15 protein-coding genes and 3 pseudogenes are annotated in these 21,302 nt (G+C 59.4%); 7 read left to right on the forward strand and 11 right to left on the reverse strand.

All coding sequences use genetic code 11. The features are described from left to right. Window positions 1-421: 421 nt before the first annotated feature. From KJQ96_RS34225 to KJQ96_RS34250, 6 genes and pseudogenes are all read right to left on the reverse strand, one after another. Complete coding sequence (locus tag KJQ96_RS34225) at window positions 422-2,545, reverse strand: ATP-binding protein (RefSeq protein WP_213290653.1); 2,124 nt, start codon at window positions 2,543-2,545, stop codon at window positions 422-424. Beyond that, window positions 2,538-3,098: a response regulator gene (locus tag KJQ96_RS34230; RefSeq protein WP_309142510.1), complete on the reverse strand. Its 561-nt coding sequence runs from the start codon at window positions 3,096-3,098 to the stop codon at window positions 2,538-2,540. The genes KJQ96_RS34225 and KJQ96_RS34230 overlap by 8 nt, the downstream gene beginning before the upstream one ends. After that, window positions 3,037-3,732: a response regulator transcription factor gene (locus tag KJQ96_RS34235; protein WP_375293235.1), complete on the reverse strand. Its 696-nt coding sequence runs from the start codon at window positions 3,730-3,732 to the stop codon at window positions 3,037-3,039. The genes KJQ96_RS34230 and KJQ96_RS34235 overlap by 62 nt, the downstream gene beginning before the upstream one ends. Before the next feature lie 12 nt (window positions 3,733-3,744). Continuing rightward, entirely contained in the window at window positions 3,745-4,719 is a 975-nt protein-coding gene (locus tag KJQ96_RS34240; RefSeq protein ID WP_213290655.1) for an alpha/beta hydrolase, read from the reverse strand. A 186-nt stretch (window positions 4,720-4,905) separates the two neighbouring features. Continuing rightward, window positions 4,906-7,842, reverse strand: coding sequence for a winged helix-turn-helix domain-containing protein (locus KJQ96_RS34245; protein WP_256441711.1), 2,937 nt, complete (start codon window positions 7,840-7,842; stop codon window positions 4,906-4,908). 341 nt (window positions 7,843-8,183) lie between these two features. Next, window positions 8,184-8,567: pseudogene (locus tag KJQ96_RS34250) on the reverse strand (acetyl-CoA C-acetyltransferase); the annotation flags it as partial. A 202-nt stretch (window positions 8,568-8,769) separates the two neighbouring features. On the opposite strand from KJQ96_RS34250, the gene KJQ96_RS34255 reads away from it, so the two are divergent. The 4 genes and pseudogenes from KJQ96_RS34255 to KJQ96_RS34270 all read left to right on the forward strand — a co-directional run. Beyond that, window positions 8,770-9,375: a TetR/AcrR family transcriptional regulator gene (locus KJQ96_RS34255; RefSeq protein WP_213290657.1), complete on the forward strand. Its 606-nt coding sequence runs from the start codon at window positions 8,770-8,772 to the stop codon at window positions 9,373-9,375. Window positions 9,376-9,391: 16 nt separating this feature from the next. Continuing rightward, window positions 9,392-11,719 (forward strand): molybdopterin-dependent oxidoreductase, encoded by a 2,328-nt coding sequence (locus tag KJQ96_RS34260; RefSeq protein WP_213290658.1) that lies wholly within the window; start codon window positions 9,392-9,394, stop codon window positions 11,717-11,719. Between the two features lie 17 nt (window positions 11,720-11,736). Continuing rightward, window positions 11,737-12,441: an SDR family NAD(P)-dependent oxidoreductase gene (locus KJQ96_RS34265; RefSeq protein ID WP_213290659.1), complete on the forward strand. Its 705-nt coding sequence runs from the start codon at window positions 11,737-11,739 to the stop codon at window positions 12,439-12,441. A gap of 42 nt (window positions 12,442-12,483) precedes the next feature. Continuing rightward, a pseudogene (locus KJQ96_RS34270) lies at window positions 12,484-12,733 on the forward strand (enoyl-CoA hydratase-related protein); the annotation flags it as partial. A gap of 18 nt (window positions 12,734-12,751) precedes the next feature. Here the strand turns inward: KJQ96_RS34270 and KJQ96_RS34275 are convergent. The 5 genes and pseudogenes from KJQ96_RS34275 to KJQ96_RS34295 form a co-directional block, all read right to left on the reverse strand. Then, window positions 12,752-13,756 carry an NADP-dependent oxidoreductase gene (locus KJQ96_RS34275; RefSeq protein WP_213290660.1) on the reverse strand — a complete coding sequence of 335 codons (1,005 nt, stop codon included), beginning with the start codon at window positions 13,754-13,756 and terminating at the stop codon, window positions 12,752-12,754. 27 nt (window positions 13,757-13,783) lie between these two features. Further along, window positions 13,784-14,652 (reverse strand): annotated as a pseudogene (locus tag KJQ96_RS34280) (alpha/beta fold hydrolase). Window positions 14,653-14,732: 80 nt separating this feature from the next. Then, complete coding sequence (locus KJQ96_RS34285) at window positions 14,733-15,515, reverse strand: SDR family oxidoreductase (RefSeq protein WP_213290661.1); 783 nt, start codon at window positions 15,513-15,515, stop codon at window positions 14,733-14,735. Window positions 15,516-15,560: 45 nt separating this feature from the next. Beyond that, on the reverse strand, window positions 15,561-16,019 hold the full coding sequence (locus KJQ96_RS34290) for a DUF2147 domain-containing protein (protein ID WP_213290662.1): 459 nt from the start codon (window positions 16,017-16,019) through the stop codon (window positions 15,561-15,563). A gap of 94 nt (window positions 16,020-16,113) precedes the next feature. Continuing rightward, window positions 16,114-17,100: an MDR family oxidoreductase gene (locus KJQ96_RS34295; protein WP_213290663.1), complete on the reverse strand. Its 987-nt coding sequence runs from the start codon at window positions 17,098-17,100 to the stop codon at window positions 16,114-16,116. Window positions 17,101-17,631: 531 nt separating this feature from the next. Between KJQ96_RS34295 and KJQ96_RS34300 the strand changes: the two genes are divergently transcribed. The 3 genes from KJQ96_RS34300 to KJQ96_RS34310 all read left to right on the forward strand — a co-directional run bounded on the left by KJQ96_RS34300 (window position 17,632) and on the right by KJQ96_RS34310 (window position 21,282). Next, complete coding sequence (locus KJQ96_RS34300) at window positions 17,632-17,976, forward strand: helix-turn-helix domain-containing protein (protein ID WP_309142511.1); 345 nt, start codon at window positions 17,632-17,634, stop codon at window positions 17,974-17,976. 466 nt (window positions 17,977-18,442) lie between these two features. After that, on the forward strand, window positions 18,443-20,005 hold the full coding sequence (locus KJQ96_RS34305) for an AMP-binding protein (protein WP_309142512.1): 1,563 nt from the start codon (window positions 18,443-18,445) through the stop codon (window positions 20,003-20,005). 77 nt (window positions 20,006-20,082) lie between these two features. Beyond that, window positions 20,083-21,282 (forward strand): ABC transporter substrate-binding protein, encoded by a 1,200-nt coding sequence (locus tag KJQ96_RS34310; RefSeq protein ID WP_213290672.1) that lies wholly within the window; start codon window positions 20,083-20,085, stop codon window positions 21,280-21,282. The last annotated feature ends 20 nt before the right edge of the window (window positions 21,283-21,302 follow it).

A 21,302-nucleotide genomic window follows, 5' to 3' on the forward strand; every position in this document is an offset into this window, starting at 1 on the left:
GGGCGATCCCGCTACCGGAGGCATCCAAAGCCATGTGAAATGGCGTGGTCCCGAGCACGCGTGCCATCTCCGCATCGGGGGGACGCCCGTCGGCAATCGGCATGTTGCTCTGGTGCGCTTCACGCGCGACCGGCTGATCCACTGAACGATCGTGCAAGATTGGCTTACTCATGGGCTTGTGCTCGCGTTTGGGAAGCTATGTGCTCACTCCGCACATTCATCTCTGGGCCAACGAGGCGCGGAGATCTTGCCTCGTCTGCTCGCAATGGTGATAGGGATTGCCGCGTGGCGGTATCGTGCAGCGAGTCTGATCCCGCTGGGTCAGCAGATAGATTGACCTGTACCTTGGGATAGTACGCGCGGGATGTGCGTCGTCGGGGTCGACCGTGCCAGAATGGAGCAAGAGCTCATCGGCAAAGGTTCACTGGATCGGCTGATGCGCTTGGCCGAGGAAATCGACAACGCCGGAATTGGGCGGGGTGAGCAGTGGCACCGGAAGCGCGAAGCGAAAATGTGCGCCGCCGTTTGGACGATTTGAACCCGAAATGATGCCGCTGTGCGCGGTAATGATCGAATGGCAAATAGCCAGGCCAATGCCAATTCCTGCATCCTTGGTACTGAAGAAGCTATCGAAGACATGCGCCAGGTCCGCAGCAGGAATGCCTGGTCCATTGTCAAAAATGGAAAAGACGACCGAACCCTCTTCATCGAGCGATGTCTGGACGTCGATCCGACGGATTGGCTGCCCCGACTGGGTAATCGCCTGGACGCTATTGACCAGCAAGTTGACGATCACTTGCTGCAACTGAATCCGGTCACCCAGCACACGGGGAAGTCCGGCGCCAAGGGTTGTCGATAGAACGATCGACTTCGCGTCAATGTCGTGGCGGATGAACAGCAGCGCTTCTTCGACGGTCTCATTGAGGTCGATGAGACGTTTCTCCGGTTTATTTTTCGCCGCCATGCCCCGGATGCGATGAATGATCTCACCCGCACGGCGCGCGCTCGATACGATCCTGGAAGTGAGTTGTGTCACCTTCTCGATGTTTTGATCGGCGCGCGCGAGCCACCTCAGGCTCGTCTCGCCGTTGGTAATGATTGCCGTAAGCGGCTGGTTAATTTCGTGCGCAATCGAGGTTACCAGTTCGCCGAGGGTTGCGATGCGTCCGGCATGCGTGAAGTCAGCCTGCAGTTTTCGAAGTTGCTGTTCTGCGTTCAACCGCTCGCTGATGTCCTGCATGGTTATGAAGGTCATGTCCAGTTGCTCGGGCGGCACCGGATATGTGACCGTGAACAGCACATCGACGACCGTACCGTCGAACGCACGAATCCTGGTTTCTTCGATGAAATTCCGGCGACCTTCGAAGTGCCCAACCATGACCCGTTCGGCGAGCCCAGGGGCCGCGGCAAAGATGTATCGAACAGACTTTATCAGATCAGCGGCGTTGTCGGCGCGAAACAGCGAAACCGCATCTCGGTTTACTTCCGTTACGCGCACGACGTCTTTGGCGTGTTCAACCAAGTCCGGATTCTGATCGAGATAGGTTGCGATATCGCGTACGCCGTTTGCCTTCAACTGTTCGAGCGCGTCGGCGGCGCGACGGGAGTCGACCTGCCAGAGCGCGGTCGGTAGGTATTGAATCAGCTTGCGGTATCTGTCCTCGCTCGCCTGCAGTTCCCAGGACGTGCGATCGTCACTTGCTGCACCCTTGACCGTTACAAACACGGTGCCGGGATGCTTCGGCTCCGCGGCATGCCATGCACTGATGATGGGACTGCGGATAGTTCCGCTCGAGACCATTTTGCGAACCTCGAAGGGCGAGCGATCGGTCGCTACTTTTTCTAGCAGGGAGGCAAGGACTGAGCGACTTTCTGCCGGCCAGAACGCGCCGACGGGTTGACCGACCATCTGCTCGTGACCGGCATGCGCTCCGAACATGCGAACCGCGCGATCGTTGACGGCCGTGATGCGGGTCGCCGTCAGGAGCTTCTCAACCCACTTCGGGTGTTCGTCGAGATGGTCAATTATGCCACGGCTTCTGAGTTCGCCGATCGCATGGAGCACAGAGCGTGCGGGCGAGGTATCAAGCTCCCAGGAGGCGGCCAGGTAGCTTTGGAGTTCGGCATCCACGCGCATGGTTGCGGCTTGGGCTAGTCCGCCGGCGTCTCGTCCGAACTCAATGATATCAAGCAGGGTGCCGCTCGCGTCTCGCCTGACGATTTGCCTGACGGCGGCAGCAACTTCTGTTCCATCAGGACTGCGTCTACGGGCCACACCCTCCCACCGACCTTCCTGCAGCAGTGTGCGGACCTGTTCGGCAGTGTCCGGGCCGGGCGCGCAGAACGCCGCAAAATTCTGCCCGATCATGGCCATGGCCGGCCATCCATAAAGAGTTTCCGAGGCTGCATTCCAGTACTGGATGATACCATCCGCGTTGCGCACGATCACGCTTTCAGATGCCCAATCGGACAATTCCATTCCCGGCGCAGACGCGAACGGGCGTTCACGGCCGCCCGCGATGGCTTTGTGGATGAGGCTAGTCATCGGAAGGCGTCCCCCGCCCATTGCCATCAGAGGAAGGGTCCACGTATCTCAGGGCGGACTGCAGATGACCAAGCAGTGCTTCGCTGTTTACCGGTTTTGTCAGATATGCCTGGGCGCCGCCTCTCATGGCGCGCAATCGGGTCGCCGGTTTCGTGTCGGCAGTGACGATGATGACCGGTATTAAGGAGCCGATGCTCCGCAGTCGATGGAGCAGGTCGAGCCCGCTATGGCCCGGCATGCTCACATCGGTAATCAGGCAATCGAACCCGCCCGGGACGTATTCCGCCATGAAGGTCTCCGCTCGATCGAAAGTGCGACACGATAGATCCAGCACCAGAAGGAGGTCGGAAAGGGCCTCTCGCACAGCTTCGTCGTCATCTACGATCGCGACTACAGGCGCTTTAGACAAGCAGGTGACCTTCGCTAGTGTGGCCGGATGGCCACTCCCGCATCTGGCCCATTGCTGGCCCGGTCTGTAACCATCCTTTGGTCTAGGGTGATCCTTCTCGAACTCCCGCAGGCAACAGTTCCCAGATGCGAATGAGCTGACCAACGGACGGTGCCTGCATCTTTTTGGTGACGTTGCCGCGGTGCAACTTGACGGTGATTTCGCTGATACCGAGATCGAACGCAATTTGCTTGTTGAGGCGGCCCTTGACCACTTCGCGCAGAACTTCGCGTTCGCGCGGTGTCAACTTTGCATAGCGGTCGGCATGCTGTTTAACGAGCCGGGCCGCGGCCCTTTGCGAGGCATCTTTCGCGATCGCGGCCCTGACCGCATCAAGGAGCGTCTGGTCTCTGACGGGCTTTGTAAGGAAATCGACGGCTCCAGCCTTCATCGCCTGGACGGTCATGGCGATGTCGCCATGACCGGTAAGGAAAATGATCGGTCGCGTACTGCCGTTCAGGGCGAGGTGCTGCTGGAGATCCAGGCCGCTTGCTCCGGGCATACGAACGTCGAGGATCAGACAACCTGGCCGCTCTGGAAGATCGGCGTGCAGCAGTTCCTGCGTCGACCCAAAGCAGCATGCGTCGACTCCCACCGACAGAAGGAGCTCTCGAAGCGCGGACCTGACTTCCTCGTCATCGTCCACGATCAAGACAAGCGGGTCCGTATTGTCGGCAACCAGGCTCATGGGAAGGCGGGGTAAAGCAAATGAGCCGGCGAGTGCAGTTGTACCAACCATTGCGTGCTTCCTTCATTCAAGAATGGACCGGAGAAGGGCGTTGGTCTGCGCAATAGCGCCTCGGGCCGCAGGGGTGTCGGCCAATGGGTTGAGCATGACGAAATCATGAATGGTGCCGTTGTATCTCGTAGAGGTGACACGTACCCCCGCGCGAGCCAATTTGCGCGCATAGCACTCACCCTCATCACGGAGCATGTCGTTCTCGGCGACTATGATCAGCGCGTCCGGAAGGCCGGTCAGTTGATCAATCGAGGCGTTGAGTGGCGCCGCGGTGATATGCTTGCGCGCGGCGACGTCCGGAAGATAGGCGTTCCAGAACCCTTCCATCGCTTGCTTGGTCAACCACGGACCATTTGCGAACGAGGCGTAAGACCCGGTGTCGAACATGAAGCTGACAGCGGGATAGAACAGCACTTGCACGTCTATCTTGGGGCCGCGCCGCTCCTTCGCCATGAGAGTGACCGCGGCGGCCATGTTGCCGCCGATGCCGTCGCCAACGATGGCCAGGCGCGTCGAATCAATTCCTAGATGCCCAGCATGTTCTACCAGGTACTTGGTGACGGCATAGACTTGTTCGATTGCTACGGGATATTTGGCCTCCGGCGAGCGATCGTAATCCACGAAGAACAACGCAACCTGTGCGCCGACCGCGATTTCGCGGATTAAGCGGTCGTGCGTCTCCTTGCTGCCGAAGGTCCAGCCGCCATGGACATATACCAATGCAGGCAGCGTTTCACTTGCTCTCTCCGGTCGAACGATGCGAATCGACACCGCTCCGGCGGAGCCGGTAGGAACTATCATATCCTCAAAACGCACGGCTGGCTTGCCGGTGATGCCTGATTGGATCTCCGCAAGAAATCTTCTTGTCTCTTCGGAAGATAGGTCGTGCATCAGCGGGCCGTCAGCGGTCGCATCGACAAACTGCTGCGTCAGGGGCTCAAGCAACGCTGCGTCGGGGACATCTGCTGGTGCGGGTTTCTCAAGCATCGATATCCATCCGAAAGTGAGCGCTCGATATTCATCATGCGCGCTCCCGCGATAAGGACCCTAACCAAAACTTGTGAATTCTCGCAAGAAGCCGGAAGGAGGTGCGAAACCTCGCCATGAATCGTTGTGAATTTTCGTGAAATCTCAGCCCGGCGGATGTGAACGGCCTGCTTTGGACCGTCTGCGCTAGGGATGCCCCGAGAGTTCATCCAACAGCCTCTTCGCGGCCTTAAGATCGTTGGTTTCGTACCCCTCGTTGAAGCGGCTATAGAGCGGCGAGAGCAGCTCGTGTGCGTCTCCTGCCCGCCCCTGATCTCGCCGCAGTCGCGCCAGGCAAGTTGTGGTGCGCAGTTCCCACGCGAGAGCCTCCTGCGTTCGGGCTAACTCTATCGATTCCAGAAAATCTTCCTCGGCCTTGCCCGCGGCGTAACTAGCATCCTGCTGCAAACCGACCACGCCCTTGATCCGCAACAGCTCCGGGCTGAACCAGCGCTCTTCGCTCTGCTCGCTTCGTGCGATCGCTTCGTCGATCGTGGCCTTTGCCAATAAGGCATCTCCGGCGACCGCCAGCCCCTCGGCCAGCGCGCCCAGGAAGGTCGTGAGATATTGGACAAATCTGGCTCGCCGGAGCTCGTCGATACCAGCTTTAAGCTGCTGTAATCCAGCAGCGAGATTGCCGCGCTTGACGTTCAGTTCTCCTTCGAAGCAGCGCCCGTAAGCGCGCCAGATATCAAGCTCATCGCTGGCAGTCTGATCGAGCAGCAACTTTGTGTAGCGCTCCGCGGCCAACAGATCGCCAGCCATGAGCGCAACCGGACACGCTGCTTGAGCAAGCGCGTTGCAGAGCGAAAGCCTGTGATTGATCGAAAGAGCCTCGCTGACATTAATCTCGACACAGCGTAACGCCTGATCCGCAAATCCTTGCAGCCATAGCACTCGCGCGAGCGTGATGCGTGCTGTCACCCGTTGATCGAATTGGAAGCGCACCGCATGTGATCGGCGGACTGGAGTTACATAGCTCGCTAGCATTCGCTCAATGTGCTGTCTCGCACTCGATTGTCTGCCCAGAAAATGCAGCGTCGCACCTGTCAATCGGTCTCCGAGCAATCGATCATTAATATCCGCCGTGTTCTCGGCAACGGAAGAAAAACGCTTTGCGAGGACCAGAGCTTCGCCGAACTTTCCCCGATTAACTCGCGAAGCCCACATTCCCCAGAGCGCCCTTAAACGGTAATCAGTATCGTCCAACCCTTCGGCGATCTCGAACGTTGTCGTCCATGCTACTCCGGTATCTCGGACCGATGCCGTTGTGTACATCTGCGACCAGGCTACCGCGGCATAGAGATGCATCCGGCGGCGGTCATCCTTCGTTGCGCTTTCCTCGAGCGTCGTCAGCGCACGCTCGGCCCGCGTGCGACATTCCTCCATCAGCGACATCTCGAACCAAAGGGGCCCCGCCGCCACTGTCAGCTCTACACCGAGGCCAACATCGCCGCTCGGCGAAAAGGCCCAATCAAGCGCACTGCGAATATCGTCGATTTGGGGAGCATGAGCGGACAACCATTCGGTCGTGGGCCGCGTCTCCCACTCGGCATGGGCCTGCCGGAACCGGTCGAGTTGGTAAAGCGCGTGTTCCCTCCTCACAGCTTGCGTTTCATCGTCCTCAGTCAGCCTTTTCAGCGCGTAGGCTCGCGCTGTATCGGTTAGGCGATAATATACGGTCGCGCCTCCCACATCCGCTATGACGAGCGACTTATCGACGAGGTCGGCAACGACCCCATCTATCTCGGAGGGGATAATCCTGGCGTCTCCAGCGATGGCCGCTGCAGCCTCCATCGTAAAGCGTCCGACAAAAATACCCAGGCGGCGCATAACGACGCGTTCGATCTCGGACAGTAATTCGTAGCTCCAATCGAACGCCGCACGAAGCGTCTGATGCCGTGGCAGGGCGGTGCGCCGACCGCGTGTCAACAAATGAAATCGATCGTCCAGGCGACTGGCCACTCCGCGAACCCCAAAGGCGTCAACGCGAGAGGCAGCAAGCTCGATCGCCAGAGCGATTCCGTCGAGTCGACGGCAGATTTGCGCGACAATAGGGACATCTTCATCTTTGAGCTCGTATCCGCCAGCGCTCGCTGCCGCACGCTCGACAAAGAGTTGTACCGCCGGGTAGCTAAGCGCTTCCACAAGTGTAAGTCCTGCCTCGGCAGGAGCGGTTTCCAGTGGCGGGAGACGCTGCACGCGCTCATTTTCGGCGCGTAAGGGTTCTCGACTGGTGGCAAGGATGTGAACACCCGGTGCCCCTTTCAACAGTTCTTCAGCCAGCGCTGCGGCTGCCAGCAAGACATGCTCGCAGTTGTCGAACAGCAGCAGCATCTGCTTGTCCCTCAGAAAGGAAGCTAGTGCGGGATATGGATTCTCCGAGCGTATGGCAACGCCAAGCACAGAAGCGAGCGCGCTTGGCACAAGCTGAGGGTCGTTGAGCGGGGCAAGGTCGATAAACCGTCCGCCATCTCTGTAAGAGGCAATGAGCTGGTCGGCGACCGCCAGAGCAACCGTGGTCTTTCCGATTCCGCCCGGTCCGACAATCGTGACGAAGCGGCCTCGCTGCAATCGACTGCACACCATGGCAACGATATCAGCGCGGCCGATCGGTCGGGTGAGGCGGTCGGGAAAGTTGTGCCCTTTGTGAGGGGCGGCGGGGAAGGCTTGGGCTGCATCGCCCGTGAACCGTACAACCGTCGCAACGAAGCGATACCCTCGACCAGGCACCGTGACGATGTAATTCTCGCTGGTCCCGCCCTCCGCGAGTGCGCGCCGCACGGCATTGATTTGGGCCCGGAGATTCGAGTCTTCGACGGTGAGGCCAGGCCACACGCGGGCAATCAGCTCATCCTTGTCGGCGACTTCGCCGGCGTGCTCAACCAAGGCTACAAGAATTTCAAAGGCTCGACTTCCGAGCGGAACCGGATTTTCGCCTTGAAGGAGTAGTTGCTGTCGCGGGAAAAGGCGGAATGGGCCAAAGGTGAATGTAAGCTCGACTGGCGCGCTTACGTGATTGCGTCCGTTACTGTCCACGGATACAGAAGGACGATTAAGGTCGCCTCTGCTAGAGGGTGCCATTTTTGGCTCGCCCCTTGAAGCCAAGAAGGACTAATTTATCACCTCAATCGTGGGTTGGAAAGCACTGCAGTCAATCCGTTGTTGACCGTGAACTACTTGATAGGCCGAGAAAATTCCAGCTCGGGAGCAAATTGATTGAGCGCAACTAAGCGCCGATGCCGGGTGAGCGAAAGCCGTCGACTCGGTACGGTGGCACCGTCCCATGATCTTGCCCTGAACTTCACGATAAGCGTTGGAGAAGATGCTGGCGTGGGTTGGCAGCACTCCCCGCTACCGGTCGTACAATCTTGCACGCCAAACTATGATTTTCTGCGATTTCTTGCCTCGCCAGCGCTTCAGCCGTGACCCTTGATCTTGGCCAGCACCGGAAGTCCATCACGATCGGCGAGCGAGCGTGCCAGAATGGGTGCCGGCGGCGCCATCCGCATTGGCAGAGGAGGCGGCCGGCGTGATGGTGCCGTTCGCGCGGAATCGGCTTTCAGTCCGGGGATCTTGGCGGGATCGACCTTGAGCGGGTGCTCGTCATTGGCGATGATCCGCGGCCCGGCCTTTTCGGTCAGCGTGATCGGCGCAATCTCGGCCTTGAATGCACCGCCTTCAACCGCCTTGCGCGCACGCGTCAGCGTCTCCATCGCGTAGGCGTCCTAGTCCTTCTGGGTGAATTGATAGGCTTCCGCGGTGGCCTCGCCGAAATCGCCCATCGAGCGGCCGGTCTCATAGGCGTCCCCAGCGGCGGAAAGAGTGACGACGGGGTCGGAAGCAGTGGCCATGGCGAACTCTGCTGTTGATAGGTGTTGTTATATGACGATAGTCATATAAAGTACAATGAAATGTTGCCGCGGCCTTCAAGGAGCGCGGTTCCAGAATTGCTCGGGGGATGGGGACGGTTTGTACAGCCTGTCACCTTTGGGCTTGCACGGAGTGGCGATGCGTTACGGAGAGAACCACAGACGTCAAACCCACACTCGGATCGTGGAAAATGCCTCCTACGGTTTGCGCCAAAGGGGTGCCAAGGGGCTCAGTGTTGTCGACCTAATGAAGCTCGCGGGTTTGACGCACGGTGGGTTCTATAACCATTTCGATTCACGTGCCGCGCTTGTCAGCGAGGCAATCGCTTTTGCAATGGACCAAACCACCGAGCGTTGGAAAAAACTGACTAACGACAACGCGAACGGGAAGCGCTTCGAGGCCTTGGTCGCCGATTACCTTAGTCCCCGACATCGCGACAATACTAAACATGGTTGCGCGCTTCCAGCCTTGGCTGCCGACGTCGCTCGATCGAGCCGAAACGAGCGGCTGACCTTGGCATCCAAACTGGAGGGGATGATCGACGTCTTGATCGAACTGCTTCCCGATGAGGCACCCCAACAGGCCCGCCAAATCGCGACAGGCGCTATCGCAACTTTGGTTGGATCGATCGTGCTGTCGCGTGCCGTCGGAGCCGGGAAGCTTTCCGACGGCATTCTCGATGCCGGACGCATGACCGCCGGCGGCCGGACTCGGAAGCCCCAGCGGCGCTGCGACAAATCATAACGTAAGGGAGGTCACCATGACGGCCGGCAAGTGGCTCAAGACAGCCTGCAATCTGTGTTACATCAATTGCGGTATCGAAGTCTTGGTGAATGACGGGCGCCTCGAGAAAGTGCGGGGCGACCGTTCGAGCCCGAAATCACAGGGCTATCTGTGCAACAAGGCGACCCGGATTCCATATTATGCGCATCACAGGGATCGGCTCACGACCCCGCTGCGTCGTCGTGCCGACGGCGGCTTCGACGAAATCGAGTGGGATGTGGCGATCGCGGAGATCGCGGAGCGGCTGCGAGACATCGTCGACAGATATGGCGGCAAGAGTATTGCCCTTTATGGCGGCGGCGGGCAGGGCAATCATGCCGGCGGCGCCTACGCCAGCGGATTGTTGCGCGCGCTGGGTTCGCGCAGTGTCTTCAACGCGCTTTCGCAGGAGAAAACCGGCGACTTCTGGGTCAATGGGCACATGTTCGGCAGCCAGACGTGCCACACCGCCGAGGACGTACATCATTGCGATCTCTTGCTTGTCATCGGTGCAAATCCCTGGATCGCGCACGGCTTCCCCAATGCGCGCGATCATCTCAATCAAATCCGTAAGGATCCCGCACGCAAGCTGATCGTCGTTGATCCCCGGCGGACGGAAACCGCCGAAATGGCGGATCTGCATCTTGCGGTTCGTCCGGGCACGGACGCGTTTTTCCTTGGGGCGCTGCTGGCTACGCTTGTCCGTTCCGACCGTATCGACCATGCCTTCATTGAGGAGCACACGATCGGTTTCGCGGAAGTGCGGCAGGCACTGTTGAACATCCCTATTGAGGAATGGGCTGCCGCCGCCGATATCTCGATCGCGGACCTGGAGCGTTGCGCCGCGATGATCGTAGCGGCGAAGGCCATGGTGGTTCGGGTCGAGCTTGGCATCCAGCAAGGCATCAACTCGACGCTGAACTCCTATCTCGAAAAGCTCTTGATCATGCTTTCCGGCAATTTCGGCCGTAAAGGTACCAACCAGTTGCATAGCTGGCTTCAACCGCTATGGGGTAATTCTCCGAACCAGACATTCGCGCCGACCGGCGACGCGATTATTGGGGGCTTGCTACCGCCCAACATTTTCCCCGAAGCGGTGCTCAAGGACCATCCTGACCGGTTGCGTTGCGCCTGGATCGACAGTTCCAATCCCGCCAATACGGCAGCAAATACCGAGGCGGTGGAACGCGCGTTGCGCTCGCTGGAACTATGCGTCGTGGTCGATGTTGCGATGACCGAAACCGCGCGGCTCGCGCATTACGTTCTGCCGGCGTCCTCACAGTTCGAGAAAACCGAATTTACGCTGTTCAATTTTGAATTCCCGACGAACTATTTTCACGTTCGTGCCGGTGTATTGCCGCCGCTCGCCGGCACCTTGCCGGAACCCGAGATCTACACGCGGCTTGCCAACGCCCTGGGGCTTCTACGAGGTGACAATGTGCTCGCGCCCCTGCGCGAGGCGGCGCGGCGTTCCCGAGCCGAGTTCGCCGCCGCCTTTCGTGCGTTCATCGCGGAGAACCCTTCGATCGGCGCAGTTCCTGCCCTAGTGCTCTACCATACGCTGGGGCAGACGCTTCCGGATGGAACGGCGGCCGCGGCTCCCTTATGGAGCGCGGCACTGGCTTGCGCGAAGCGATCGCCGCAAGCGGTGCGGCGGGCGATCGGCGCATCGGACGAGGTGGCCGATCATCAGCTCGGCGATCTCCTGTTCGACACCATCGTAGCCAACCGGCAGGGCACCGCCGTTACCCGGCACCACTATGACGAAGTCTGGTCATTGATCAGCCATTCAGATCGCAGGGTTCGGCTGGTGATCCCGCAGATGCTGGAATGGCTCGCGCGTCTCGATCCGCAAGCAGCGGGCGCGCCAAAGGACTTCCCGTTCATGCTGGCGGCCGGTGGTCGCCGCATGTTCAATGCCAACCAGATATTTCGCGATCCCGCGTGGCGTCGCGACGATCCGGATGGCGCCATGTTGATCAATTCGAGCGATTTGAACGAGTTGGGCGCGAAGGATGGCGACTGGGTCGCCGTCGAGTCGATAGTCGGACGGCTCGTCGTCCGCTGCAAGGTCGATGACGCCATGCGGAATGGACAGCTGGCGCTGCCGCACGGCTACGGTCAGGCATACCCCACGTCGGACGGAGAGCGCCTGATCAACGGGCCGCGTATCAATCTGCTCACCGAGAGCGGCAATCGCGATCCCATTGCGGGCACGCCCTACCACAAGAACGTCGCGGTTCGTCTTGCCCTGGTGTCCGCGCTTGAGGCTGCCGCCTATCAGTCGCAGTCCGAGCGAATTCATGCGAAGGCGGCCGGACGATAGTTCGAAGGGAGCGTTAAATGACCGAGAAACCAGTCGCGATCGTGACCGGAGTAGGGCCGGGCACGGGAGCTGCCATCGTCAAGCGGTTTTCTGCAGGGGGATTCCGCATCATAGCTCTTGCCCGTTCGGCGGAGCTCATCAATCGCCTTGCGCAAGCGCTTCCCGACGTGCACGCGATAACCTGCGACGTCTCCGACGAGGGTCAGGTGCTTGCTGCCGTCACTGACGTGAAGCGCCGGTTCGGTGCGGCCGAAGTTCTCGTCCACAACGCGGTAGGAGGAGGCTGGGGAAGCTTTCGCGAGATCGACCCGAAGATGCTGAAGGGCAATTTCGAGGTCAACGTGATGGGCTTGTTGTATCTGGCGCGCGAAGTGGCTCCTGACATGATCGATCGAGGCAAGGGCGCAATCCTGGTGACCGGAAACACGTCTTCGATCCGGGGCAAGGCCAATTTCGCCGGCTTCGCTCCGACAAAGGCGGCGCAGCGTATTTTGACCGAGTCTATCGCACGTGAAATGGGACCTCTCGGCGTGCACGTCGCCTATGTCCTCATCGACGCCGTGATTGACACGCCCCGGATGCGCGCGAGGATGAGCGACAAACCGGATGAATTCTTCATCAAACCTGCCGCCATCGCCGACGAACTGTACCATCTCTACGGTCAGGACCGATCGGCTTGGTCATTTCTTACGGAACTGCGGCCATTCCGCGAAAATTGGTGACGGATACCGGTGAGGATGGGCGGTAACTCTGCCGCAACCGCCATGTCATTCAGCGACAAGGTTGCCCGATTGCAGGAACGCCAGCGAACCCTGACCGGCGTACTTGTCTCGGTGCGTAAACCCACCATGGCGGCCTTGCCGGGACCGGCGGCTGGCGCCGGGCTTGCGATCGCGCTCGCCTGCAACATTCGAATAGCAGCCGAATCCACGATCATGTTACGCCAGGATTGCGCTCACCGGTGATTACGGCATTTCGTCGCTGTTGACCCGACTGGCCGGGACGGCGCGTGCGCCCGTGTACAGGTGAGACTTATTCCCCGACTCTGATGACGACCTTACCCTTCGCGCGCCCAGTCTCGATGTAAGCCAAGGCATCCCCGGTCTTCTCAAACGGGAAAACTTTGTCAACGACCGGTCGGATCACGTCGGATTCGATCAGGGAAGCGATTTCGCTCAACTGCTGCCCCTGCGCTCGCATGAAGAGGAACGAATAGCGTATGCCGAGGCTTTTGGCTTTCTTCCGTACACCCCGGCTCAGCAGGCGCAGCACTAGTTTCAGGAACAGGTTCAACCCTAATTCCCTGGCGAATTCTGGGTCGGGCGGCCCCGAGATCGAGATGAGGAGGCCACCCGGTTTCAGCACGCGCAGAGATTTTTCAAGCGTCTTGGTGTCCTGGCTGTGCAGGACCAGATCGTAGCGCGACAAAACCTTCTCGAAATCCTGCGTCTTGTAGTCGATGACCACATCTGCGCCGAGACTTTTTGCCAACTCGACATTTTTCGTGCTCGTGGTCGTCGCAACTGTCGCGCCGAGATGCTTGGCGAGTTGGATGGCAAAAGTCCCCACACCACCGGAGCCGGCTTGAATGAAGACCTTTTGACCGGGTCTCAGCTTGCCCACCTCAACCAGCGCCTGCCAGGCGGTCAGCCCCACCAGTGGGATGGAAGCGGCTTCTTCCATGCTGATGTTCTTGGGTTTTAGCGCCACGTCCGTTTCGTTCATGGCGATGAATTCCGCGAATGTTCCGACCCTATGATCGCGCGGCCGTGCATAGACCTCGTCGCCCGCCTTGAACCGCCTGACCTTGGGGCCGATCCTGACGATTATCCCGGCAACATCGTGCCCCAGAATGAAAGGCGGACGATACGGCAGTATGAGCTTGAATTCTCCGTCTCTGACCTTGGAGTCCAGAAGGTTCACCGCAGTTGCATGAACTCGAACCAGGACATCATCGTCGCGCAACTCCGGCTCTGGCACGTCGGCCAGGCGCAGAGCGCCTTTCTTTTTGTATTTGTCGACAACGAATGCCTTCATGGTGTCTTCTCCAATTGCGTCGCGGCGTCAGGCGTCAAGGAAGGACAGGGCCTTCGGCACGAAATCGGCGTGGTACTGGAAAATCCCGCCATGCCCGGCATCGTCGTAGATAACGAGTTGCGCGCCCGGGATACGGCGCGCCATATCGATGCTGTTTACGGTCGGCACCATGATGTCGTCATCGCCATTCGCGATCAGCACCGGGATCCGAATGCTTCCGAGATCTTGAGGCGCCTGCCGGCCCCAAGCAGTGATCGCCTTGAGCTGCCGCAAGAAGGCGCCGGGCGTAGGTCCTTTGTCCCGGTTTGCCTTGCGTTCTTTCAGCCGTTCCAGAAAGGCTTTTGCGGCTCGGCGGCCATTGGCCGTGGACGTGAAAAACAGGTAGAATTTCGGGTCTCGCAGCGTCAACAAGCCCTTGATTATGAGTGGCCAGGACACCGGCCCCACCTTCTCGATGCCTTCGCCGCCCGCCGGGCCCGTGCCGGTCAGAATGAGTTTTCGCACGAGGTCCGGTGTCTTCAGCACGATATCCTGCGCCACAAACCCGCCGAGGGAAAAGCCGAGCAGATCGACCTTCTCGAAGCCCAGCGCGCGGATCAGGGCAATCGCATCCCGCGCCATCTCATCAATCGTCACAGGTGCCGTTCCGCCCGACGCACCGATACCCCGGTAATCGGTTGCGATCACGCGATGCTTGCTGGCGAGGCCATCCACAATCCGGGGATCGAATTGTCCAGAACTGCGCCCCAATGGTTGAAAAGAATTAGCGGCACGCCGCTGCGAGGGCCCAGGTCGCGATAGGCAAAAGTAGTTCCCCCAACACTGATCGAAAGGTTCGGCGCATCGACGTAGAGCCTACCGGATCCAAGGTAACTGACAGAACTGGATGCCTTCATGATGTTCTTTCTCTCGACCTTTCCTGGATGCTGACGCTCCTGTTCGGGAGCGAGGCAGGTCTGCTCCGCGCGAGCGCCAGTCACCACTTCTCGACCCACGGCCGCAGCACGACTTCGAACGCCCACGTTGACCGATGCTGACGATGCAGATGCAGGTAGGTTTCGGCGATGCGGTCCGGATCAGCCATGTTGTCGTCGACAGTCGTTCCTGCCAATCGGTGCGCCCGGGTACCGTCTTCCTGAGTCCAGCCAATCGCCGCGTCAATCGGCACATTTGCCACGTGGATACCCTGCGGCATCAATTCTCTCGCCATGCTTTGTGCGAGTCCGGACTTGGCATGACATGCCATTGCAAAGGCAGCGCTCATGGGGAAGCCTTTGAGCGCCGCGCTTGCGTTCGTGAAGATGATCGTGCCTTTCGTTCCCCCGGGACTTGGTCTGTTCTCCCGCATGAGTCGAGCAGCGTGCTGACCCACCAAATACGCGCTGAACGCTGAGTTCCGAAGTGTCTCGAGCGCCATGCTTGGGTCAGCTTCGGTAATCCCCTTGCGGAAAATGCCGGGAACGCGGCCGTCGATATTATGGACGACAAGCGTAGGTGCCCCCAGGTCTCGAACTACGCTCTGGAACAGCAATTCCACGGCCGCTGGTTCGGTAGCATCGCAAGCGTATCGGCGCACGCCGTGCGTCTTCTCCAGATTCTGCAGGACCGATTTTTCTGGATTCCTGGCTGCGATGCCGACGCGCACGCCGTTTTCGGCGAACAGCCTGGCGCAACTAGAGCTGACGCCCGGGCCGCCCCCGACGATGATTGCAACGTCCTGTTCGGAGGGTGGAGTGTCGTGTTGATTCAATTGAGTCATGTTCCGTGCTCCTATGCGCGTCGTAAGCAGATGAGAGAACGCGTTTTATTCCTGGCGCTCCCAAATCTGCGAACGACCCAGCATTGACACGCCAATGTAGCCGCGCACGTTGAGCTTCTTGCCGCCGTCGGTCAGCTGGATTTTGCTGCTATAGACCTTGCCATTGTCCGGATCGAGGATTCGGCCGCCGGTATATTCGGCGCCTTCCTTCTTCAGGCCACTCAGGATTAGCAAACCGATTACCGGTGCATTCTTGAGTGTGCCTTCGCATTTTTCACATTTCGGGTTCCGGTCTTCGGACGGGGCGGGGAACACTTTCTCAATCTTGCCCTGCAGGGTGCCATTCGACTCCGTGATGCGGATAAGCGCTCTCGGCTTGCCGCTGACGTCATCGACATTTCTCCACAAGCCGACAGGTGAGGCATAATCCGCCCAAGCCCCGGAGGACATGAGTGCAGCAGCCAAGGTGAGCGCGAGAACGCCTGATTGTTGCAGAATACGCATTCCGATGGTCTCCAAGGGAGTGGGGCTTATTGTTTGTTCCGATGCCGCGTGGTGCGATTCTCGTCGACGTATGACCAAGCGGGTTGCAACGTAGTTACGCATTCACGTCGATGACCGTGCGGCCCTGGACCTTCCCCGCGAACATTTGGCGCACCACGTCGGGGATCTCTGCGAGGCCGACCACCTGCATCGTTCGGGCGAGCTTGTTCAGGTCCAGGTCGCGAGCCAAACGCGACCATGCCTCGATTCGGGTCTCCTGCGGGGCATTCACCGAGTCGATTCCAGCAAGTGTGACGTTGCGCAGGATGAACGGCAGAACCGTTCCGGGAAGATCGACGCCCTGAGCCAGGCCGCAGGCCGTCACCACGCCGCGGTACTGCGTCTGCGCCAATACGTTCACCAGCGTATGACTGCCGACGGAGTCGACAGCGCCAGCCCAACGCTCGCGCGCGATAGGAGCTCCGGACTCCGAAAGCGTCCGCCGATCGATGACATCGGCCGCACCGAGGCTCCGCAGATAATCGGCTTCTTCAAGACGTCCAGTTGATGCAACGACGCGATAACCGAGATCGGAGAGGAGAGCGATCGCGATCGAGCCGACGCCGCCATTGGCGCCGGTTACGACGATATCACCACGCTGCGGTGTGATTCCGCCATGTTCGAGGGCCAGCACCGACAGCATCGCGGTGTAACCGGCCGTGCCGATTGCCATGGCATCCTTCGTGGATAAGGGAGCGGGGATCTTCACGAGCCACTCGCCTTTGATCCGCGCTTTCTGGGTGTAACCGCCATGGTGGGTCTGGCTCAGTCCCCAGCTGTTGGCAACAACGCGGTCTCCGACGGCGATGCCGGGATAGGAGGATGCCTCTACCGTTCCAGCAAGATCGATACCGGGAATGAGGGGAAACTGGCGAATGATCTCTGCGCGCCCGCTAATGGCCAGCGCATCCTTGTAGTTCACGGTCGAATAATCGACGGCAACCGTAACGTCGCCGGGCATGAGATCCTGCTCGTTCATTTCGACCACGCGGGTCGAAATCTTATCACCTGTCTTTGCAGCCAGCAGCGCCTTGAACGTCATCGCCATATCCTAGATTGGAGTTTCGCTGTCCACGCACCTAGGGTCGCGCCGCTTGATCGCAAGAAGGCACAATTAAAGCGGATACTATCATTTATGTAGGTACCCGCCGCGTGCCCAGCATGGAGCCCGGCCTTGGCCGATATGACAACGGGCCTGACATGGCGACGCAGCTCCCCGAAACGCGAGCGGGCAACCTGTTATGCCGAGGCCCGTCCGTGCGGTTGGTCTGGCGCGGGCTGTCGACGATCCCTCTCCCGATCCTGCCACTGTCTGCGGCTGTCAGTATCTGTTGTATTACGGTCGTCATGTGATATGAATACGTAAATCAAGAGCTGTTCAATGGCGTCGATGGATACATCCGAAGACGTAAACGGGGCCTGTGTGACCGGGACTTTCGGCGCCATGGAATAGGCTTCACGCTCTACGGACCCCAGACTAGTGCCCTTCGTGCTGTCATAGCTGATACTATCATTTATGGAGGTGACCATGCGTCCAAGAAGGTTTGACGCCAAAAGCGGATGCGCGGTCGGGGTGACACTGTCCGTCATTGGCGGCATGTGGAAGCCGCTGATCCTGTTTCATCTCTTCGCCGGCAAGAAACGGTTCATGGAGCTGTCCCGAGCCATCCCTAACGCCACGCAGAGGATATTGACCCTTCAGTTGCGCGAACTAGAGGCCGATGGCGTGATCGTGCGCCATGCCTATCCGCAGATTCCTCCGAAGGTGGAATATGAAATCTCTACCTTCGGCCAGAGCCTCGGGCCTGTACTGCTTTCGCTTCGAGGTTGGGGCAAGCAACATGGAGGTTCAATTGAAGGCGTCTCTCAGCCACACCACGCTCCTGAAGATCGCCAGCTAAACGCATGCTCCCTGTAACGGTTGAATGAGTGATGCGGAAACCTGTCCTGCATACACATCGCCAGCGTCGGTCCACTTGAGACGTCTCACGCTCGCGCCACTTCCATCGCCGGCTCGGGTTCTTCCCGTCGAACGCTGACGCGCTTTATCATGAGCGGAAAGCTGTCGCTTCAGATGGCACGGCTCTGCCGCTTTCGCGGGCGTGTGCCACAAGCGAGCCTTATCCCACGGATCTATCCGAACGACTTGCGTCGTGACGTCGAATTCCAAATAGGAATTAGCGACGCACCACCGACATAACCATGTCCATTAAAAGGAATAGACGGTCACCCAGCTTGACAGTTCTATTTTAGAACTATTTACTCGACCTGCCGATCGACATGAAGAAGCGGACCTGCCCGTTTAAGGGGGCCGCGCAGCGCTCCCGAAAAGAGGGCACAGGGAGGATGGCATGCGGAGCGTGGACGATATCACTGCGGCCGAATTGCTGGACGGCCTGCCGTGCAGGGTGCACGAGGTCTACGCGCCGTTCGTGCGGGACATCCCGGGTCATCCGGCCTTCGTTGAAGGGGGGCGTTCGTGGAGCTACCGGCAGTTCTCGGAGGCTGTCGACGCCGCGGCGAAGGATCTCGCCGATCTCGGGGTCAGGCCCGGCGATCGCGTGATGATTGCGAGCGAGAACAGCGTGGCTCTGGGAGCGATGCTCTTCGCGGCCAGCAAGCTCGACGCATGGGGCATTGCGGTTAATCCCCGCCTCTCGGCCAGGGAGATCGACCTAATCGGCACGCACAGCGGCGCCAGGCGCGTGCTGTTCAACTCGGCACTTTCGAAGGAAGCCGCCGATCACGCCAGCCGCGTCGGTGCTAAAATCGGCGCCGTGGGGCCATTCGGTGGAATCGGCATTGGTCCTCTCAATGCGGATGCAGAAGCGGAGCCCGTCGAGAAGGATGGCGCCCGCCAGGTCGCGGGCCTTCTCTACACTTCGGGTACGACTGGTGCACCGAAGGGAGTCATGCTGAGCCACCGCAACCTGCTCTTTACGGCAAAGACTTCGGGAATCCTTCGCCAAAGCGGCCCGGCCGACCGCGTTTATGGCGTGCTGCCGATGTCCCACATCGTCGGGTATTCGATTCTGCTGATCGCCACGCTGATGCACGGCGGCACATTGTATGTTGTGGCCAAGGCCGATCCAGCTGCGCTTGCCCATGCCATCGCCGAGGAGGGGATTACGAGCCTGTTCGGTGTACCTGCCACATATCAGCGTCTGCTCGAACACAAGGCGGTCAAGGGCATTCAACGGCTCGAACGGGGCAGCCTGCGGGTCATGGCCGTCGCCGGCGCTCCCCTCGACCTCGATCTCAAGAAGCGGATCGAGGACGAATTCGGAATCCCGCTATTGAACAATTACGGCATAACCGAATGTTCGCCCGGCCTATCGGGTGTCCGTTCAGAACACCCCGTCTCAGACGAATCGGTCGGCCCCTTTCTTCCCGGTATCGAGCACCGGATCGTGGACAGACAGGGCAAGAAGGTGGCGACCGGCGAAGTGGGCGAGTTGCACGTCCGAGGCCCCAACGTGATGCTCGGCTACTATCGCGCTCCCGAGCAGACGGTCGCGGCGATCGATAACCAGGGATGGTTTAATACAGGGGATCTCGCCCGGGTCAACGGCGAGGGCCATCTCTACATCGCTGGCCGAACCAAAGAACTCATCATCCGCTCCGGCTTCAACGTTTACCCTGCTGAGGTGGAGGCGGTGCTGAATGCGCACGACCAGGTCGTCCAATCAGCGGTGGTGGGACGACCGGTTGATGGCAACGAGGAGGTCGTCGCATTCGTGCAGCTTCTGCCGGGCGCCAGCGTTAGCGCCGAAGACCTGAAGGCGTACACGGCCCAACAGCTCACTTCGTACAAGCGCCCGACCGAACTAATCGTGCTCGACGCTCTGCCCTCGGCCTCCACCGGCAAGATACTCAAACACAAGCTGCGGGAGATGGCGATCGAACGAGGGGTTGCGAAGGCGTCGGATGCGGTAGCCGCGGGCTGAATCATCGCATGCCCGACCGCAAGGAAATTGAACGAATAGTGCGCGACGCAATCCGTCGCCGGATTAGGGAGAAGTCGATGTTCAGGAAGTCTATAATAGCGGTCGCGATTGGCGTGACGATTGCCGGCGCGCCTGCGCGTGCGGAAACGCCCGGCGTCACGAGCGCCGAAGTGAAGGTTGGGGCTACATTCCCGTTTAGTGGTCCCGCATCGCCGCTCAGCAATACCGGAAAGGGTCTGATCGCCTACATCAATTCGATCAACGATCGCGGCGGCATCAATGGCCGGAAGATAAACCTCATCACCTACGACGATGCCTACAGCCCGCCCAAGACAGTCGAGCAGACCAGAAAGCTTATCGAAAGCGACGAGGTGGCATTTCTGTTTGGTCCGCTGGGTACGCCCGGCATCAGCGCCACCATAAAGTACGTCAACGCCAAGAAGGTGCCGCATCTTTTTGTGGTAAGCGGCGTCACGAAATTCACGAACTTCTCTGAATTTCCGATGACCACCACGGGGTTGCCCAGCTATGACACGGAAGGGCGAATCTACGCGAAGTACATCATCCAGGCCCGGCCGGACGCAAAGATTGCGATCCTATATCAGAACGACGATTTGGGTAAGGACTTCGTCAATGCATTCAAAGGCTACCTGAAAGGCGACTTCGACAAGAAGGTTGTAGCGTCCTCGTACGAAGTGACCGAGCCGACGATCGATTCCCACGTGGTGAAATTGAAATCGTCTGGCGCAGAGGCGTTCCTGGTCGCCGGCACGCCGAAATTCGCGGCCCAAGCCATCAAGAAGGTCGACGAGATCGGTTGGAAGCCGCTGTTCCTGATCAATTTGGTGTCGAGTTCAGTCTCTTCAACTATCGTCCCCGCGGGGCCGGAGAAAGCTGTGGGCATCGTCGCCGCGACAATCTTCAAGGATCCGGGCGACAAGAAGTGGGCCGATGATCCCGGCATCAAGTGGTACCGCGACCATTTCGCGAAATACCTGCCGGGTGCCGACATCGGCGATGCCAACTATCTGTTCGGTACGCAGCAAGGACAGATCCTGGAGCAGGTGCTCAAGCAGTGCGGTGACGATCTCTCGCGCGAGAACATCGTCAAGCAATCGCGGAGCATACGCGAGCTGTCGCTGCCGACTCTGGTACCGGGCGTTACGATCAACACGGGCCTGGAAAGCAGCATGGCGTACACGCAGCTTCAGTTGCAGCGCTGGACCGGCAGTTCCTGGGAGCAGTTCGGAAACGTACTCAGCGCCGAGCAAGAGTGAACATGCCTTTTGAAGTGCAA

Source organism: Bradyrhizobium sp. sGM-13 (genome assembly GCF_018398875.1).
Taxonomy (GTDB): domain Bacteria; phylum Pseudomonadota; class Alphaproteobacteria; order Rhizobiales; family Xanthobacteraceae; genus Bradyrhizobium.

Bases quoted from the DNA above. Each gene is read 5' to 3' on its own strand.
- KJQ96_RS34225 (WP_213290653.1), bottom strand. From the start codon at position 2,545: ATGACTAGCCTCATCCACAAAGCCATCGCGGGCGGCCGTGAACGCCCG.
- KJQ96_RS34235 (WP_375293235.1), bottom strand. From the start codon at position 3,732: ATGGTTGGTACAACTGCACTCGCCGGCTCATTTGCTTTACCCCGCCTT.
- KJQ96_RS34240 (WP_213290655.1), bottom strand. From the start codon at position 4,719: ATGCTTGAGAAACCCGCACCAGCAGATGTCCCCGACGCAGCGTTGCTT.
- KJQ96_RS34245 (WP_256441711.1), bottom strand. From the start codon at position 7,842: ATGGCACCCTCTAGCAGAGGCGACCTTAATCGTCCTTCTGTATCCGTG.
- KJQ96_RS34255 (WP_213290657.1), top strand. From the start codon at position 8,770: ATGCGTTACGGAGAGAACCACAGACGTCAAACCCACACTCGGATCGTG.
- KJQ96_RS34260 (WP_213290658.1), top strand. From the start codon at position 9,392: ATGACGGCCGGCAAGTGGCTCAAGACAGCCTGCAATCTGTGTTACATC.
- KJQ96_RS34265 (WP_213290659.1), top strand. From the start codon at position 11,737: ATGACCGAGAAACCAGTCGCGATCGTGACCGGAGTAGGGCCGGGCACG.
- KJQ96_RS34275 (WP_213290660.1), bottom strand. From the start codon at position 13,756: ATGAAGGCATTCGTTGTCGACAAATACAAAAAGAAAGGCGCTCTGCGC.
- KJQ96_RS34285 (WP_213290661.1), bottom strand. From the start codon at position 15,515: ATGACTCAATTGAATCAACACGACACTCCACCCTCCGAACAGGACGTT.
- KJQ96_RS34290 (WP_213290662.1), bottom strand. From the start codon at position 16,019: ATGCGTATTCTGCAACAATCAGGCGTTCTCGCGCTCACCTTGGCTGCT.
- KJQ96_RS34295 (WP_213290663.1), bottom strand. From the start codon at position 17,100: ATGACGTTCAAGGCGCTGCTGGCTGCAAAGACAGGTGATAAGATTTCG.
- KJQ96_RS34310 (WP_213290672.1), top strand. From the start codon at position 20,083: ATGTTCAGGAAGTCTATAATAGCGGTCGCGATTGGCGTGACGATTGCC.